We start from the raw sequence: 14,616 nt of genomic DNA on the forward strand, positions 1-14,616 counted from the left end.
GCATTGACGATACCGAACGGGAATCTGCTTCGGCAGCAGTTTCCAGCGCCTGTTTCTTCTCAGGCGTGAGGCGAAATGATATTGGAAGACCTTTTTGCGTCATTTGTAGTTATATGTGCTCATATTAAGTTGACTGCCATCTGCAAGTAAGATACATATAACTACATTGAAGTAAAGCACAAGCGAGCCGGATGGAAATCTCACCTTCCAACCGGCCCTAACCGAAGCACGATCTGTTTGAGGAGATCACACAATGGCTACTACCAATCTTATCATGCTGCCTAACGGGCAGAAAGCCCTCACGCGGCGCAATGTTCTCGGGGGATTTTCTCTCTCGGCTGTGCAGCTGACGTGGGCTCTGAATCTTTCGGGCGATGTTCTCCCCGATATTAACCCTCTCTCCCATGCGGTTCTGGCGTTGCCCTTCGTGCGCAATACCACCTTGCGCGAACAGGCTGCAGGTGCTGCGCCACGCAGCTTCTGGGACGTCCAGCCTACAGGCGACTACGGCCCTGATTGTGCAACCGGCGCCCGCTACGCGGCGCTTGCCCTTGATTTCATGGTTGCCGTGAACTCTCCGCAGATCCTGCAATGGGCGGTGTTTGACATGATGACCGCCGAACGGGCGCATTCCGGCATCGAGGTGGGTTTCCTTTCCACATTCGGACAGATCGCCACACATGCCCACGCTGGCGCCGTTTTCGGAAAAGGGGGCATGGTATGAACAACATTTTCACATTTGGGCCTCAAAGCGAGACTGCGTGGTCCCTGGCCTTCACCCTGTTCCTTCCGCTTTTCGCAGCCTATATTGAGGCGGAGCGGGATCTCGAGGACATCAATTACAATCAGGATGTCGCCCTCAGTCTTTGGCAACGCGATAGAGATGCGGATAAAGCGCGCTTCGTAAACGCGCTGAATGGGCTGCAACACTTGCCCGTTCGCTTGCCCGAAGACCGCCCCTTGCAATGTATCGCACGGCTGATTTCGCGGATGATTGATCGCGACGACCCGATGCTGCCGCGCCAGTTGCACCGCGAGATGAAAGCGTGCTTTTTTCACGATTATCAAGTGCGGGGCTTCGGCCCAATCGCGCAGCATCGCAATGCACTGCTGATTCAGGCGCGCCATATGGTCGACGCGATGATCGCTTTGCCGTTCTTTGACTATCTTCCCGAAGACGGATTTGCGCCCTCGGAATGGGAAGAAGCAGAAGGTCCTCTGCTCGTCGCAGTCTAAAGCCCAACCGCCTATCCCCAAAATGACCTTGAGGCAGTGATACCCCCTCTCAGCAGAGCCATTGCTCTGCCGAGAGGGCTGCTGGCTGCTCTCCAGCCGCCCATCAAACTAAAATGTTCAGCCCTTTTTCAGGAGATGATACACATGCAGGCTTTTTTGATCCCCGTTTCCAATTCCCAAGACAACCTTTCCCCAAATACGATTGCCAAAAATTCTATCACCCACGTGATTGACCAACATAGCAAAGACAGCGCGCCCCGTGTCGCACAAGACATCCTGTCTGCCCTTGATGCCGAGCAGCTCGCTTTGCTGCGCCGGTCCGATTTCGGTCTGCGCCAAACTGGAACGTCACGGTTTATCTGCGGGTGTTGCAAAGAGCCTGTGCATGTCCGCGTTACCTCTGTCGCCCAAAGTGGGTGCGTTGATGGTAGTCGTGCGGTGTTTGTGCATGACCCAAGGCCCGTGCCGCGCGATTGCCCCTTCGGCAGCCTTGGCAGTCCAACCAGCGCGGGTGAGGTCGACGCCGCCCGCTTCAACGGTCGGCAAGAGGGCGCACGGCACAAGCGGCTGAAGACCATGCTTTGCCAGATGCTGTCCGCCGATCCCAACATCGCCACTGCAGAATGCGAGGTTCTCGTGACCGGCCTTGGCGCCGATGGCCGTGCCGTTTGGCGTCGCCCTGACGTTCTGGCGGTTACGACCGATGGTCGCCGCCTGGCCTTCGACGTGCAAATCGCCTCGCCGCTTCTGACGACAATCGACGGGCGCGAACGTTTTTACGCGGCACAGGGCATTGCATGGCACTGGATTGTCGATGCCAACCAGCCCGAACGCCTGCACTTGCAGGGGTTTCAGGATCTGACCATGCCCCAGGCTTGTCGGGTTCTGGGTTTCAATGAAGAGATTACCACCCTTTCTAAGACAGATAATCAAAGCCGGTTTCATTTGCTGCACCTTACAGAAACAATTGATGGCCGATCTTTCAAAGTGAGGTCCAAGAAGATCGGTTTAGATGCTGCTCTGAACTTTGCGGGATTTCCGCAAGGAGGGCCCCCACCCCATGCGACAGACCTGCGCGCGCTCGGGTTTTTCAAAGCCATTTACAAAGATGATCTCACCTGTGCCAGACAGATTTACAACCTGCTAACAGCGCATTGCGCCGCGCCAGATTGGGCGCAAGCGCAACAGGATGCCATACCGGACGGCATCAAAATCCTTCTGTTGTTGGCGTCAAACCGTGATCTTAAAGAAGCGGAAGCCGCGATTTGCGCGTTTTTCTGCGCCGATGCGCCACAGAATGGCTCCCCCGCCCTTAGCCATTGGGCATTTTTGATCGCAACAGCAGCAACTTGCGATCCAACCTTGCGGGCACAGATCGCCCGTCTGTCCCCGTCAACACGCGCCTTGCTGGCCAAAGCACTGCGCGAGAGCGCCCAAAACCCCACTCTCGCACGGCAATTCCGCGGCACATGGTCAGCCGTCCTGCGCCGCCTTTTTCCGCGCTGCTAAACCTCTGAACAGCAAATGAAGCCGCCTTACAGCAAACGCCCATCCGTTTTTATCCGAGGAGATCCTTATGATCTTTACTGCCAATCACATTACGACCCCAGCTTGGTTGACCCTTGCCAGTGGCACCATGAACGCGGTGCAGCACCGCCGCGCACCGCGCTATGATGCCCACAAGATCGAAGACGATCCTGTAGACGCGCTGCTCGGCGCCCCCGACCCTTTGCCGCCGATGGTCAATCTTGCCGAGGACTGGGCCGCGATGAACGGAACCGGTGATCGCGCATTCTGCGTCAAACGCCCCGATCAACTCGGCACCACGCTGCAACTTCTCGCAGCCCTGCGCCTTTGCGCCACGTTCAAGGATTTCCAGACCAATTATGCGCTCTGCGATCCGGCAGCCATCACCCTGCTTCATGTTGGGCATTCTGACTGGATCCTGTTCATCAGCCGCGCAATGCAGGATTTGCTGCCCGATCATGCGCTGTTCTATGATCCGGATGAACGGCGCAGCGGCGATCTGATGGTGCTGAGCCCACAAACAGGTGACAATCCGGCCAACGCCAAAGATGCCGCGCGCTTTGCCAAAACGATTGGCGAGGCACTGGAACGTGAGGCCCCTATCCTGCTCATCACGGCTGGACACCGCGCGCTGCCCTCCAGCATCGCAAACATCCTGCCTGCGCCAATCCGGCTTGCGCCCATCGATGCGGATATCATTCTGGCCCTGCTGCACCTCCGTTTTTTGGATGGGGATGCCCGCAGGCATTCTGATCTGCGCCGCGCGTTGCCCGCGCCGGACATGCTTGCAAGGCTCGGCCTCGATGCGCTGCATGCGGCGTTTCGCGAGGCGGATGGCCCGGCTATCGTTGCAAGCCTTGCGCGGCAAGCCGCAGCGTTGATTCCCACAGACGGCCCGACACTGGAAGATATGTCGGATGCAAACGGTGCCGTGATTGCGGCCCGCCAGCTGATGGCGGACCTCAAGCTCTGGTCAGAGGGGCGCTTGGCTTGGCGCGATTGCCTTCATTCCATGCTGCTTTACGGCCAGCCCGGAACCGGTAAAACCTTTCTCGCCCGCGCGATGGGGCGCAGCGGTGGCATTCCCTTGATCTGTGCCAGCTTTGCTCGTTGGCAGGCTTGCGGTCATCTTGGTGAGATGCTGCGCGCAATGACAGACACTTTCGCCGAAGCCATTGCCGCAGCGCCTTGCGTGCTGTTTATCGATGAGATCGACGCAGCAGGGTCACGCGACAGCAGTGAACGGCAAAATGGCAGCTATCGACGCCAGGTCGTCAACGCTTTCCTTGAGCAGATCGATATTGCTATGCGCGCCGAAGGTGTTCTGATCGTCGGGGCTTGCAACAACGTCAGCGCGCTTGATCCCGCCATCCTGCGCCCCGGTCGCTTTGACAGCCTTATAGAAGTGCCGCTGCCTGGTCGGGATGAGCTGACAACGATGCTGACGCACCAACTCGGCGCCGATCTGCGTCCGAACGATTTGCCCGACTTAGTTGATGCAGCCATCGGTGCAACCCCCGCCATGGTCGACGCGGCCATCCGCAGCGCGCGCAGCCATGCGCGTACGCAGGGCAAGCCCATGCAAATCGCCACTGTCATCCAAAACCTGAACGACGGCGAGTCCATTGACCGCGCCCTGATGTGGCGGATCGCCGTGCATGAATGCGGCCATGCCATTCTTGCCATTAGCCAAGATCTGGGCGCACTTCATCATGTCCGGTTGGGCCAAAAAGACGGCAATACGAAGCTCATCCCCAACCTCGGGGCGGGCCTTAAGCGCGACCACCAAAATATGTTGGCCTATACGCTGGCAGGCCGCGCGGCGGAATTGCTGATCTTTGGATCAACCGGCGGCGGGTCGGGCGGGTCTGAACCAAACTGCGATCTCGCCTTTGCCACACATATCGCGCTGGCAATGGAGACGTCATACGGCTTTGGCGAGGACGGCTTGCTTTGGAGCCCGCCTGAATCCGGCAACAGGATCACCGATCCGGTTCTGCGCGCCGCTCTGCGTCAAAGGTTGGACGCGGCAGAGAACGAGGCCAAGCAGGAGCTCGAGCGCCACCGCGTTTTGCTGGTGGAAATGGCCAAAGATCTTCTCCTTCATCGTATTCTGGAAGGCAAAACGCTCAATCTTTGGATCGATCGAATCAATGGAGCCGCGCCTAGGGCTCTAAATGATCCGACAGGCGAACGTCAGGAAGCCGAGGGTTCAGCAATCTACGGGAAGAGGAAGGACAACATCGACCTCGCATCCCAGAGGCTTGGTCCAACGTAAGCAGCCCTGTTGACGCTATTACATCAGAACAGCGTCAAACATGGCAAAAGCCTCAAGGCCGTTTTGGTAAGGTTCTTTTCCGATTCATCGCTTTTTGATTTCTTCGTTTCTTGGTTTTTAAGAGAGAAGCAGTTTTTTGGTTTTTTCAAAGAGCAAAGATAAAGTGATTCTTTTTTTGGATCTTTGCACAGGTCAGAAAATACGGAATTTTTGATTTTTTGGGTTTTGGAATTTTTATAGATATTATTTTGCTTCATATTTTAGTTTTATATTTGATTTCCTTTTTCCGATACTGCGACAATCCACAGAAATCGACGATTCTTGGTCATTTTCAGCCACTTCACCCGATATGTGAGGCCATGCATGCTTTATATTGATGTCTACACCGCCGACCAAATCCTCGGCCCAATTTACATCAAAGCACCCCGACTGATCAAGCATCAGGACGGACAGGAGACCTCGGCTAATGGCACGGGACCGGAAAAGACATGCGCAGGACAGGGAGGTGCCAACTGCACCGCTCGACGCTGCCGCAATGCCTTCGAAAGTCCCTATTCCACTGAGCCTGGCAGAGCCTCAATATCAGGACCAAATCTTGGCCCTCGTGCGGGCATTGGCACGGGACGCGGCCCGCATGGATCATGAGGCAGATCAGATCACGCACCACCGCCAGAAAGGGTCATGCAAGACGACCATTGCCAAGGAGAAGTGACGATGACAACACCCCCGCTTCGCGTAGCGATTTACGCCCGTTTTTCATCTGACCTGCAGAATGCGGCGTCCATTGATGATCAAATTAGGCTCTGCCGCACTCGCGCTGCACGCGATGGTTGGGAAGTTGTCGGCACCTATGAAGACCACGCTACGTCTGGGGCCAGCATGACGCGGCCCGGCATGCAGCGGCTGCAACGTGATGCATCTGACCGCCGATTTGACATTGTGCTCTCTGAGGCCCTCGATCGCCTGTCGCGCAATCAAGCCGACATCGCGCATCTTTATCAGAACCTTACCTTTGCCGGTATCGGGATTGAGACCGTCTCCGAGGGTTCTGTGAATGAGATGCACATCGGGTTGAAGGGAACGATGAACGCACTTTTCCTAAAAGATCTTGCGGCCAAAACCCACCGTGGCCTAAGCGGTCGCATCCAGAAAGGCAAATCGGCGGGCGGTAAAGCGTATGGCTATGATATTGTCCGCACTCTGCGCGATGATGGCGAGTTGAACAGGGGCGATATGGCGATCAATCCAGAACAGGCGGCGATCGTGGTGCGGATATTTGAGGCTTATGTGGGTGGCATGTCCTCCAACAAAATCGCTGACATGCTGAACCAAGAGGCGGTTATGGGGCCACGCGGGCCAGCGTGGGACAAATCGACGGTCCACGGCAATCCCAAACGCGGCATCGGGATCCTGAACAACGAGCTCTATATCGGCCGCCGGGTCTGGAACCGGCAAGAGTTTGTCAAAGATCCTCGGACCGGCAAACGGCAGGCGCGCCCAAATTCGGAAGCGGCGTTTGAATACGCCGATGTGCCCGATCTGCGCATCGTGCCGCAAGACCTGTGGGAGGCCGCCAAAGCCCGCCAGCAAAGCCGCAAGATCAAACAGACCGCAACCAAGGCTTGGGAGCGTCGCAAGCCTCGGTTTTTGTTCAGCGGGCTGATCAAATGTGGTTGCTGCGGTGGCGGCTACTCGACGATCTCAACGGATCGGTTCGGCTGCAGCAATTCCCGCAACAAAGGCACGTCCGTCTGCACAAACCGCACCACCATGGCGCGCAAGGATATGGAAGACAAGATTTTGACCAGCCTGTCTGACCATCTGATGGACCCAGCGTTGGTAAGAGCATTCGCCGAGGAATACATCGCCGAGTGCAACCGTTTGGCTGCAACCAGGACCGACGACCGCGCGGTAAAGCAGAAGGAACTGTCCAAGGTGATCAAGGATCAGGATCTGCTCGTGAATGCCATTCTTGCCGGCACCCCTGCTGAAAGGATCAAGGACCGCATGGCCCAACTTGAAACGCGCCAAAAACAATTGGAGAAGGAATTGGCCGTAACGCCAGCCCCAAGCAGCACAATCCACATCCACCCCAAAATGGCCGACACCTATCACACCCGCATCAAAACCCTGATCGAGCGTTTGACCGATCCTGACAACAACTCTGAGGCGCAAGAAGAAATCCGCGGCCTGGTCGATAAGATTGTCGTGACCCCAATGCCGACTGGCGGCAAACGTATGGCACCACAATTGCAGGTCCACGGTGCTCTTGCGGGCATCCTGTCGATGAGCATTAGAGTGGGCGAGAAGTCAGGACAGCAAAAAACCTCATGCGAACAAGAGGTTATGCAAAGTGTAGTATTTATGGTTGCGGGAGTAGGATTTGAACCTACGACCTTCAGGTTATGAGAGAGGTTCGGGGCTGTCACACGTTCTGCGCCCTTCTGCGCTACCTTACTCTATCTTATTGACCCTGAACGATATTTCTTGACGAAACGCGCGCCCGGTCCCTACGCATTACGCCATGATTTGCCCTTCGCTGCTTCCACAGTGCTTCCACGGGATGCGGCCAAGCCATGGAGCCGTTGATGCCGAAACTGACCAAACGCAGCGTTGAAGCGCTGCTGCCCACGTCTGAGAGTTACTTTGTCTGGGACAGCGAAATTAAGGGGTTTGGCGTGCGCGTCATGCCCTCCGGGGCCAAGACCTATCAGATCCAATACCGCAAAGGCGGTCGCACCCGGCGCGCGGCGATTGGGCGGCATGGCAATATCACTGCAGAGATTGCGCGGGCCAAGGCGAAGGAAATCATGGGCGAGGTCTCAAAGGGCGAAAACCCGGTGGAGGAAATCGCCCAGCACCGCCGCGCGCCGAATGTCGCAGCCCTCTGCGAGCGGTTCTTTGAGGCGCATGTGAAGGAACGCTGCAAACCCAGCACGCAGGGAGAATACCGGCGGGCGATTGATCTCTTCATCACCCCGGCGATGGGCAGTTTCAAAGTGGTGGATGTGGAGCGCAAAGACATTGCCGATCTGCACCACAAATTCCGCCACCTGCCCTATCAGGCGAACCGGACGCTGGGGGTTCTGTCCAAGATGTTCAACCTGTCGGAGGTCTGGGGATTGCGGCCCGATGGATCAAACCCCTGCCGCCATGTCCCGAAATACCGCGAACAAAAGCGCGAGCGCTTCCTGAGCCAGCATGAATTGCACCGGCTTGGCACGACCTTGGCCGAGGTTGAACGCGACGGCTCGGAAACCCCGTTCATCGTCGCCGCCTTCCGCTTGCTGATTTTGACCGGCTGCCGCTTGGGCGAGATCCAGACCCTGCAATGGGCTTTCCTCACCGAGGCCGGAATGGAACTGCCCGACACCAAGACAGGCGCGCGCCGCATCCCGCTGCCCCATGCGGCACGGGCAGTGCTGGACGCCCTGCCCCGCAGCGCGGACAATCCCTATGTGATCGAGGGCAAGCTGCCGGGACGCTATGCCACCGACCTGCAAGAGCCATGGCGGCGTATCCGCGCGCGGGCGGGCCTGCCCGATGTGCGCATTCACGATCTGCGCCACACCTATGCGTCAAATGCGGTCTCGTCGGGGATGCCTATTCAGATGGTCGGGCGCTTGCTGGGCCATACCCAGCTTCAAACCACCATGCGCTATGCGCATCTGGCCGATGATCCGGTGCGGCGCGCGGCTGAGGAAAATGCAGCCCGGTTGAATACCGCGCTGGGGATCACGGCCCCCGGAACACCCCGGCTGCGGGTTGTGTCATAAAATGCGCCCTTCCGGCGAAGGGGAACATATTTGAACAAACACACTTGAATGAATTTGAACAAAGGCGAACAAACGCGAATAAATTCACCTATCTCATAAGGCAGAAACAGGTTCGCTCCATCGTCGCGGCGGCGTCACCGACGTGAAAGCGACTGTCCCGCAGGTGATCGGGGCTGGAGTTCGCCAACCGAAACCGGAGAGCTTGGGCGTTCAAAAAACTATAAGAAAATATAATTTAATCTGAGTTCTGAAAGGCACCTTATATTATATTTTACTTTATGTGAGAACCACATCGTAAGAAGGAGAAACGCAGCGACAGGGCTGCGATATTTCTTCTGCGTTTATATGAATTAATATGAAAAACCAGAGATGCCGCCCATGACGACCACTGTACCGGCCATAGATCCGTCTCAACTTCTCGCAATTTGGCAAGGCAGCATGCGCCTTGAGCGGGCAGCGCTGCAACTGGCCCCGGCAGAGCTGCGGGCAAAGTGGGATGCCCTCGCCTCCGTCAATGCGCTGACAGCCGCGCAACAGGCGATGGAGGCGGCGAAGGCACAGGCAGGTGGATGGCAAGACCTGCTGATGGCGGCCATGACCGGCAGCAATACGGTTCTGGCCCCGCGCCTTGACCTGAAGCGGACTGCCGAGAAGCTGTTGGCGGATCATCTGAAAAGCGGCGCGCTGGTTGGCCTTGGCTTTCAGCCGCCGCGTCATCTGCACGCGCTTCCTGTGATCATTCCGGCGCGGCACTGGCACGGGCACCTTCACTTTGACAACGCAACTTTGCAGTCAGAGGGCCTGCATTTTATCGAAATCCGGGTGATCACCCCGCAGCGCTTGCACAGCCTGAGTGCAATTGCGCCGACGCCAGCGCCGGTATTGATTGCGCCGCCGCACAAGGCCCCCGGCAGGCCTACCATTCGGCAGCATGTTGAAGCCGCTTTTGAAACGCTGGCCCGCGACGGAAAGATCAACCCCGATCAGGCGGCGCGGTCGCATTACCCGCTTTTGCGGCAGGCGATGGCGCAAAGCGGGATGCAACGGGCCGCGCAATTGAGCGACGAGGGTATTCGCCCGCATTTTGCACCGCTTTTCAAAGCCCTGCAGGAGTCCAGAAAACAGTAAATTGGCGGGCAATTTACTGGCATATATTCTGGAATTGGCTTCGGCGAAAACCAACGCATCGAAACGCATATAGGGCAATCAGATGCACAGCCAAACTCAAACCAAAGCAAACCAACCCGCAACCGACTATCTTGATGGTCTCATTGATGAGTCCACCGCTGCAAACTTCCTGTGCCAAAGCGTGCGCACCATCCAGAAATGGCGCGTCACCGGCTTTGGCCCGGAGTTCTGCAAATCGGGCCGCTCGATCCGCTATCGCCGCCGCGATCTGATGGAGTGGAGCAATTCCCGCCGCCGCAGCAGCACCACCGACATTTAACAGTTTTGCCCGCAGGCGGTTGGCAGCAGCCTGCGGGATTTTGGGGCCGGAAGGCTTTCAAACGGGGCGTGGGGCAAATGCGCCCTGCGCCCCTTCCCGAACCGCTGCCGCTCCCCTCAACAAAGGACACAGAATGAGTAATCAACCCGCCCATAAAATCAGGATTGGCCTGATTTCCGCGACCATCTGGAACAACGAAGGCTCGCATTCCGTCGAAGTCTCGCGCTCATACAAAAGCGGCGAAGGCGATTGGAAATCCACCTCGGGCTTTTTCCACACCGACCTTCTCAACCTCGCCAAATGCCTTGAGCGCGCCGAAATCTGGATCAGCCGCCAGATCAGCCTGCGGGGTGAAAAACAATGAGAGCATCCCGCCAGGACGCCGGGCCACGCCCGGCCCCAAAACAAAGGCTGCCCCGCCGGAGGCACAATTGCGCGTCAGCGCTTTTGTCTTTCGTCTCGCCCCGGATCGCCCCGCGCAAAGGGGGGACTTGTAACACCCCCCTCTACGGATACGAAAACGAAGGCTGGCGTAAATGAGTGTGGAAATCCTGCATTCGGGCTTCGATGGGTTGAAGTTCACCCTGCAAGCGGAAATCTCCCCTGCCCTGCGGCACGAGCTGATCGAGGCGAAAGCCTATGCGAAAGCCAGCAATGGCGAGGGAGAGGTGAAAGTTGGCGGTCTGGTGCTGTCGGTGCGCGCCGGGGGTGGCAGCTGCTTTGTCACCCATACCGGCGATCACGGCGCAATCTGGATGTTCCAAGACCCGGAGCACCGGATTCCGAACAATCCGGGCATCACGGTAGACTTCCGCGCCTTCGGCCTTGCCACCGGCGGCCTGCGCGGCGCAGAGGCGCATTTCCGCCGGGTGATGGCAGCGCTGGCGATTCCCTATGCCGATCATCAGTTGCGCGTCACCCGCGCCGATTTTGCGGTGGACCTGCTGGCCCCATGGTTTGAACCGGACCGGATGGCGCTGGTGGTGCCACCGGGGACCAAGATCACCGAATATGCCGGAGGCAACGAGACGGCGACGCAGGCCACCGGAGGCCGCGTCACCGGCCTGCGCGCCGGGGCGATAGCGAACCGGCAACTGGCGATCTATGACAAGCGGGCGGAGGTCATTCAGCAGCGCAAGATGGGCTGGCTGACGATCTGGAACGCCGAGCGCGCCCGCCGCGATCTGCCGCCACTGGATCTGGCCGACCGCGAGGCCAGCCAAGTCTGGCGCTTTGAGATGCGTCTGGGCAGCAAACAGCTTCGCAACCGCTTTGAGATGCAAAGCTGGGAGGATGTTCACGCCGTCATCGGAGACGCTTTCAACGACGCGCTAGGCCGCATCCGCTACTGCGCGCCGACGAGTGACCGCAACCGCTCGCGCTGGCCGCTGCACGGCCTCTGGCAGCGCTTTGGCGAGGTGATTGCCAGCGACCTGCACCAGAACTGTTGCGGCGTCCTGCCCAGCGATGTGGCCGAGGCCAACCGCACCGCCAAGATGCGCGAGTTGGACCGGCAATTGCTGGGCCTGTTCATCACCCGCGCGGCGGTCTCGGATGTGACCGAGGGCGAAATGTTCGAGTTCATGGAAAATCACATTGCCGCCTTGCAGAGGCATTGTGATGATCATCCCAAGACGCTGGGGGAACGGCTGGCAAAAGCGGCGGGGCGGTATCGATGGGTGTAGGGGATGCCGCGTGTTTAAGGCGGCGCTCAATGCGCAGGTTTCAACCGACCCAATCAGCAGGTGCAACGGGTATCTTAAATTGCGCCATATCCTGTTTAAGTGATAAAAAATTATCTTGAATTTTAAGCTCCTACGCCAAGACTTTCCTTTCAGCGGCTCAAGGCTGACTCCGGGCGCTAGCTAGAACTTTACGCCCGGGAGATCCTGATTGCGGAACGGTTTCGGGAGTGCGCGGATTTTGAGTTTGGGCCGCAATCGGAGCGGGGCAAGCGGACGGAGTTCTTGCTACCTCTCAGGCGACCGATCGCGATCCGACCTTTCCGGCGACCCCGCCGCGAAAGCCCGCCACAAATACCGCATCCCGCGATCGCTGACGATAGGTTCTCAACGAGGCAACCGGGATTCCAGTGACGCACCTCGTGAGCTTGCAGCAAGGTGTTTGCGCGGCGCAGTTCCGGGAAATGACGCTAGCCAGCGTGCAGTTGGAGTTGCCCGAACCGCGAATCGTAATGTTCCCGGCCAGCATCCGGTCGGACATTCAGACGCTGGGTCGTCCCGCTTGATCGCTTCGCTGTTCATCTATCATGCACTGGCTGGGGTTCTATGACCCAGTTGCGTCGGAATATTCCTCGAGCGCGCTAAGAAGATTGTTGCGTGCAACAAGCAGGTCTGATGCCGCCGACCAGAACGGCCCCATAGAGACTACATCCGAAACTTGTTCGACTGAGGCTTTCATGTTCCTGAGTGCCGCGCGATAGGCAGCAACTTGCGACTCAACATAAGGGCCGAGGAGGTTCCGGGAAACATCTACCGCTGCATCTTGGGCGAGAATGTTGGCAATTAGCGCGTCGCGTCGTTCCGATACTTCTGCTGAGCCATCCAGAACCGAAGTGACATAGGAGTTGGCAAAGGTCTGGAAGTCGATCGAATGCTGTTGAATTTCAGCAACCTTCGAATCAAGCCGCTGCTGCTGTTGCGCAGCTTTCGTGTCACTCAAAGCACGTTCATAAAAGTAACCATTCTGAAGGAATCCAGCCAATATAACCACCGCGCCGCCAAGCAAGATTTGCCAGCGGGGAGTGCTTTCAGTGATGAAGAATTCCTTGAGGGATTTCATAGCTCTTCAGGATCTGGACGTGTTTCAACTGTGGTAATGGATTGAAGGCCATCGTTGTCATTTGCCTTCGCACCAGCCGCACAAAGCTGCTGCCAACGCGGATAGCCCATAATATTTAAGGCGTCTTTAACCGCTTGGTCGATGCCAACATCGCAGGGGTTGAATGCCTCGGACTCCGAGTTTACCACCACAATCTGATCGGTTCCAGTGCCGCCGAAGGGATCCAAGGCCGGGTCGGCATGAGCCGCCACGGCGAGCGCGAACAGGGCTGACATGACGGCCGGAACAAGGACCGAGCCACGCAGCGTCATGTATCCAGGTGAGTGGATACTCGACTCTTGGTCAGGAACCAAGTCGTCTTGCCCAAGGACCTCGGCAGCAATGTCATAGATAGAGACGCCATCACCAAAAGGTCCCTGTCCGTTCTCCGCCCTCCGACAGGCTGCAACGACCGCCATGACAAAGGCATTGAAGTGGTAGCTCTCAAATGCCGTGAACTCTGCGTCGGTGGTAATGAAACGCGCTAGAAATTCTTCGCCAAGGATGATGTTCTTGTATGCTGCGCCAAGGACACGCTCAAATGCTCGAGCCCTCATCGCCGTCAGTGCATTTTGCGTTCGGAGCCCAATTGCGACCTGCGGGTCAAGTTCCGCTTCGTCTACTTGTGCCAACCATTTGACGCGGCGAACGATGTATCGTCCAGCGATGAGATTTGGAGGCCCGTTGCGCTCCCAACGCTCGGGATTTCCGACAATCTCCCCGACTAATGTATAGGCCTTTTGCCACTCGCCTTCATCATTCTTGATGATCCCGGGGCTTGGGACCACAACCAGATCACCGATTTTCGCTTTGTGATATAGGGCATTCATCCATCCCCGATTTAGCTCTCTTTTTGCGCCCCATCGCGCATTGGCGAAATCCATTTCGTCGACCCGCTGAAGCTCGGCCACGAGATTATCTCCATCGGCATTGATGAGGGGTTGCTTCCCTTCCGACTTCGCAATCTCCCGAAGTGTCCCCTCGTCCTTGTTATATCCGTTCTTGCCGGGGAGAGGGATGCCAGGGTTGTCGAGAAAGACAACCGAATGCTCCTTCATTGCCTTGAAGTGCCGGTAGCCTTGCCCGGGGAAAAGACGATACGCAACATCGTCATCATCGAAAACCCGAGTTTTAATATCAATAACAATAGACAAGGACTACCACTCCGCTCAATTCGGACTGAAGTTACTCGCACACGCGTCCTTAGTCCACAATCTATGCTGGAATGCGTCAATATTGAAGCCTGCAAGGATTGCCGAGGTCGGGCGGCGAGTTCGCGCTCCCCCTGCCCTTCTATTTTGATTTCAGTTGTGCGATGCCTTTGAGCCACAGTAGCGGACGCGTTCCAGCTGCTTCCATAGCGCTTCCACGCCTGTTGCACAAACGCGAACGGCCTCCCTGAGGAGGCTGCAAGGTATTGATATCGTTGTATATTTTGGTTGCGGGAGTAGGATTTGAACCTACGACCTTCAGGTTATGAGCCTGACGAGCTACCGGGCTGCTCCATCCCG

Annotated in this window: 12 protein-coding genes and 1 pseudogene; 11 read left to right on the forward strand and 2 right to left on the reverse strand. The window is 57.3% G+C overall.

The window, feature by feature from the left end:
- Positions 1-253: 253 nt before the first annotated feature.
- The 11 genes and pseudogenes from ACEN2S_RS10975 to ACEN2S_RS11025 form a co-directional block, all read left to right on the forward strand.
- Positions 254-724, forward strand: a complete 471-nt coding sequence (locus tag ACEN2S_RS10975; protein WP_441866118.1) for a hypothetical protein — start codon at positions 254-256, stop codon at positions 722-724.
- Positions 721-1,236 carry a hypothetical protein gene (locus tag ACEN2S_RS10980; RefSeq protein ID WP_441866120.1) on the forward strand — a complete coding sequence of 172 codons (516 nt, stop codon included), beginning with the start codon at positions 721-723 and terminating at the stop codon, positions 1,234-1,236. Before ACEN2S_RS10975 ends, ACEN2S_RS10980 begins: the two co-directional genes overlap by 4 nt.
- A gap of 144 nt (positions 1,237-1,380) precedes the next feature.
- Positions 1,381-2,745 (forward strand): competence protein CoiA family protein, encoded by a 1,365-nt coding sequence (locus ACEN2S_RS10985; RefSeq protein WP_441866122.1) that lies wholly within the window; start codon positions 1,381-1,383, stop codon positions 2,743-2,745.
- Between the two features lie 67 nt (positions 2,746-2,812).
- Complete coding sequence (locus tag ACEN2S_RS10990) at positions 2,813-5,041, forward strand: AAA family ATPase (protein ID WP_441866124.1); 2,229 nt, start codon at positions 2,813-2,815, stop codon at positions 5,039-5,041.
- A gap of 681 nt (positions 5,042-5,722) precedes the next feature.
- Positions 5,723-7,450 carry a recombinase family protein gene (locus ACEN2S_RS10995; RefSeq protein WP_441866126.1) on the forward strand — a complete coding sequence of 576 codons (1,728 nt, stop codon included), beginning with the start codon at positions 5,723-5,725 and terminating at the stop codon, positions 7,448-7,450.
- Between the two features lie 179 nt (positions 7,451-7,629).
- Positions 7,630-8,817, forward strand: coding sequence for a tyrosine-type recombinase/integrase (locus tag ACEN2S_RS11000; RefSeq protein ID WP_441866127.1), 1,188 nt, complete (start codon positions 7,630-7,632; stop codon positions 8,815-8,817).
- A 369-nt stretch (positions 8,818-9,186) separates the two neighbouring features.
- The gene (locus ACEN2S_RS11005) at positions 9,187-9,945 is read left to right on the forward strand and encodes a hypothetical protein (protein ID WP_441866129.1); all 759 of its coding nucleotides are present in this window, start codon (positions 9,187-9,189) and stop codon (positions 9,943-9,945) included.
- A gap of 82 nt (positions 9,946-10,027) precedes the next feature.
- Positions 10,028-10,264, forward strand: a complete 237-nt coding sequence (locus ACEN2S_RS11010; RefSeq protein WP_441866131.1) for a helix-turn-helix domain-containing protein — start codon at positions 10,028-10,030, stop codon at positions 10,262-10,264.
- Positions 10,265-10,397: 133 nt separating this feature from the next.
- Positions 10,398-10,628, forward strand: a complete 231-nt coding sequence (locus ACEN2S_RS11015; protein WP_441866133.1) for a hypothetical protein — start codon at positions 10,398-10,400, stop codon at positions 10,626-10,628.
- A gap of 172 nt (positions 10,629-10,800) precedes the next feature.
- Positions 10,801-11,949: a hypothetical protein gene (locus tag ACEN2S_RS11020; RefSeq protein ID WP_441866135.1), complete on the forward strand. Its 1,149-nt coding sequence runs from the start codon at positions 10,801-10,803 to the stop codon at positions 11,947-11,949.
- A 392-nt stretch (positions 11,950-12,341) separates the two neighbouring features.
- Positions 12,342-12,512: pseudogene (locus ACEN2S_RS11025) on the forward strand (type II restriction endonuclease); the annotation flags it as partial.
- Positions 12,513-12,550: 38 nt separating this feature from the next.
- Here the strand turns inward: ACEN2S_RS11025 and ACEN2S_RS11030 are convergent.
- Positions 12,551-13,066, reverse strand: coding sequence for a hypothetical protein (locus ACEN2S_RS11030; protein WP_441866137.1), 516 nt, complete (start codon positions 13,064-13,066; stop codon positions 12,551-12,553).
- Entirely contained in the window at positions 13,063-14,259 is a 1,197-nt protein-coding gene (locus ACEN2S_RS11035; protein ID WP_441866139.1) for a hypothetical protein, read from the reverse strand. The genes ACEN2S_RS11030 and ACEN2S_RS11035 overlap by 4 nt, the downstream gene beginning before the upstream one ends.
- Between the last annotated feature and the right edge of the window lie 357 nt (positions 14,260-14,616).

Source organism: Phaeovulum sp. W22_SRMD_FR3 (genome assembly GCF_052113705.1).
GTDB lineage: Bacteria > Pseudomonadota > Alphaproteobacteria > Rhodobacterales > Rhodobacteraceae > JBGQOG01.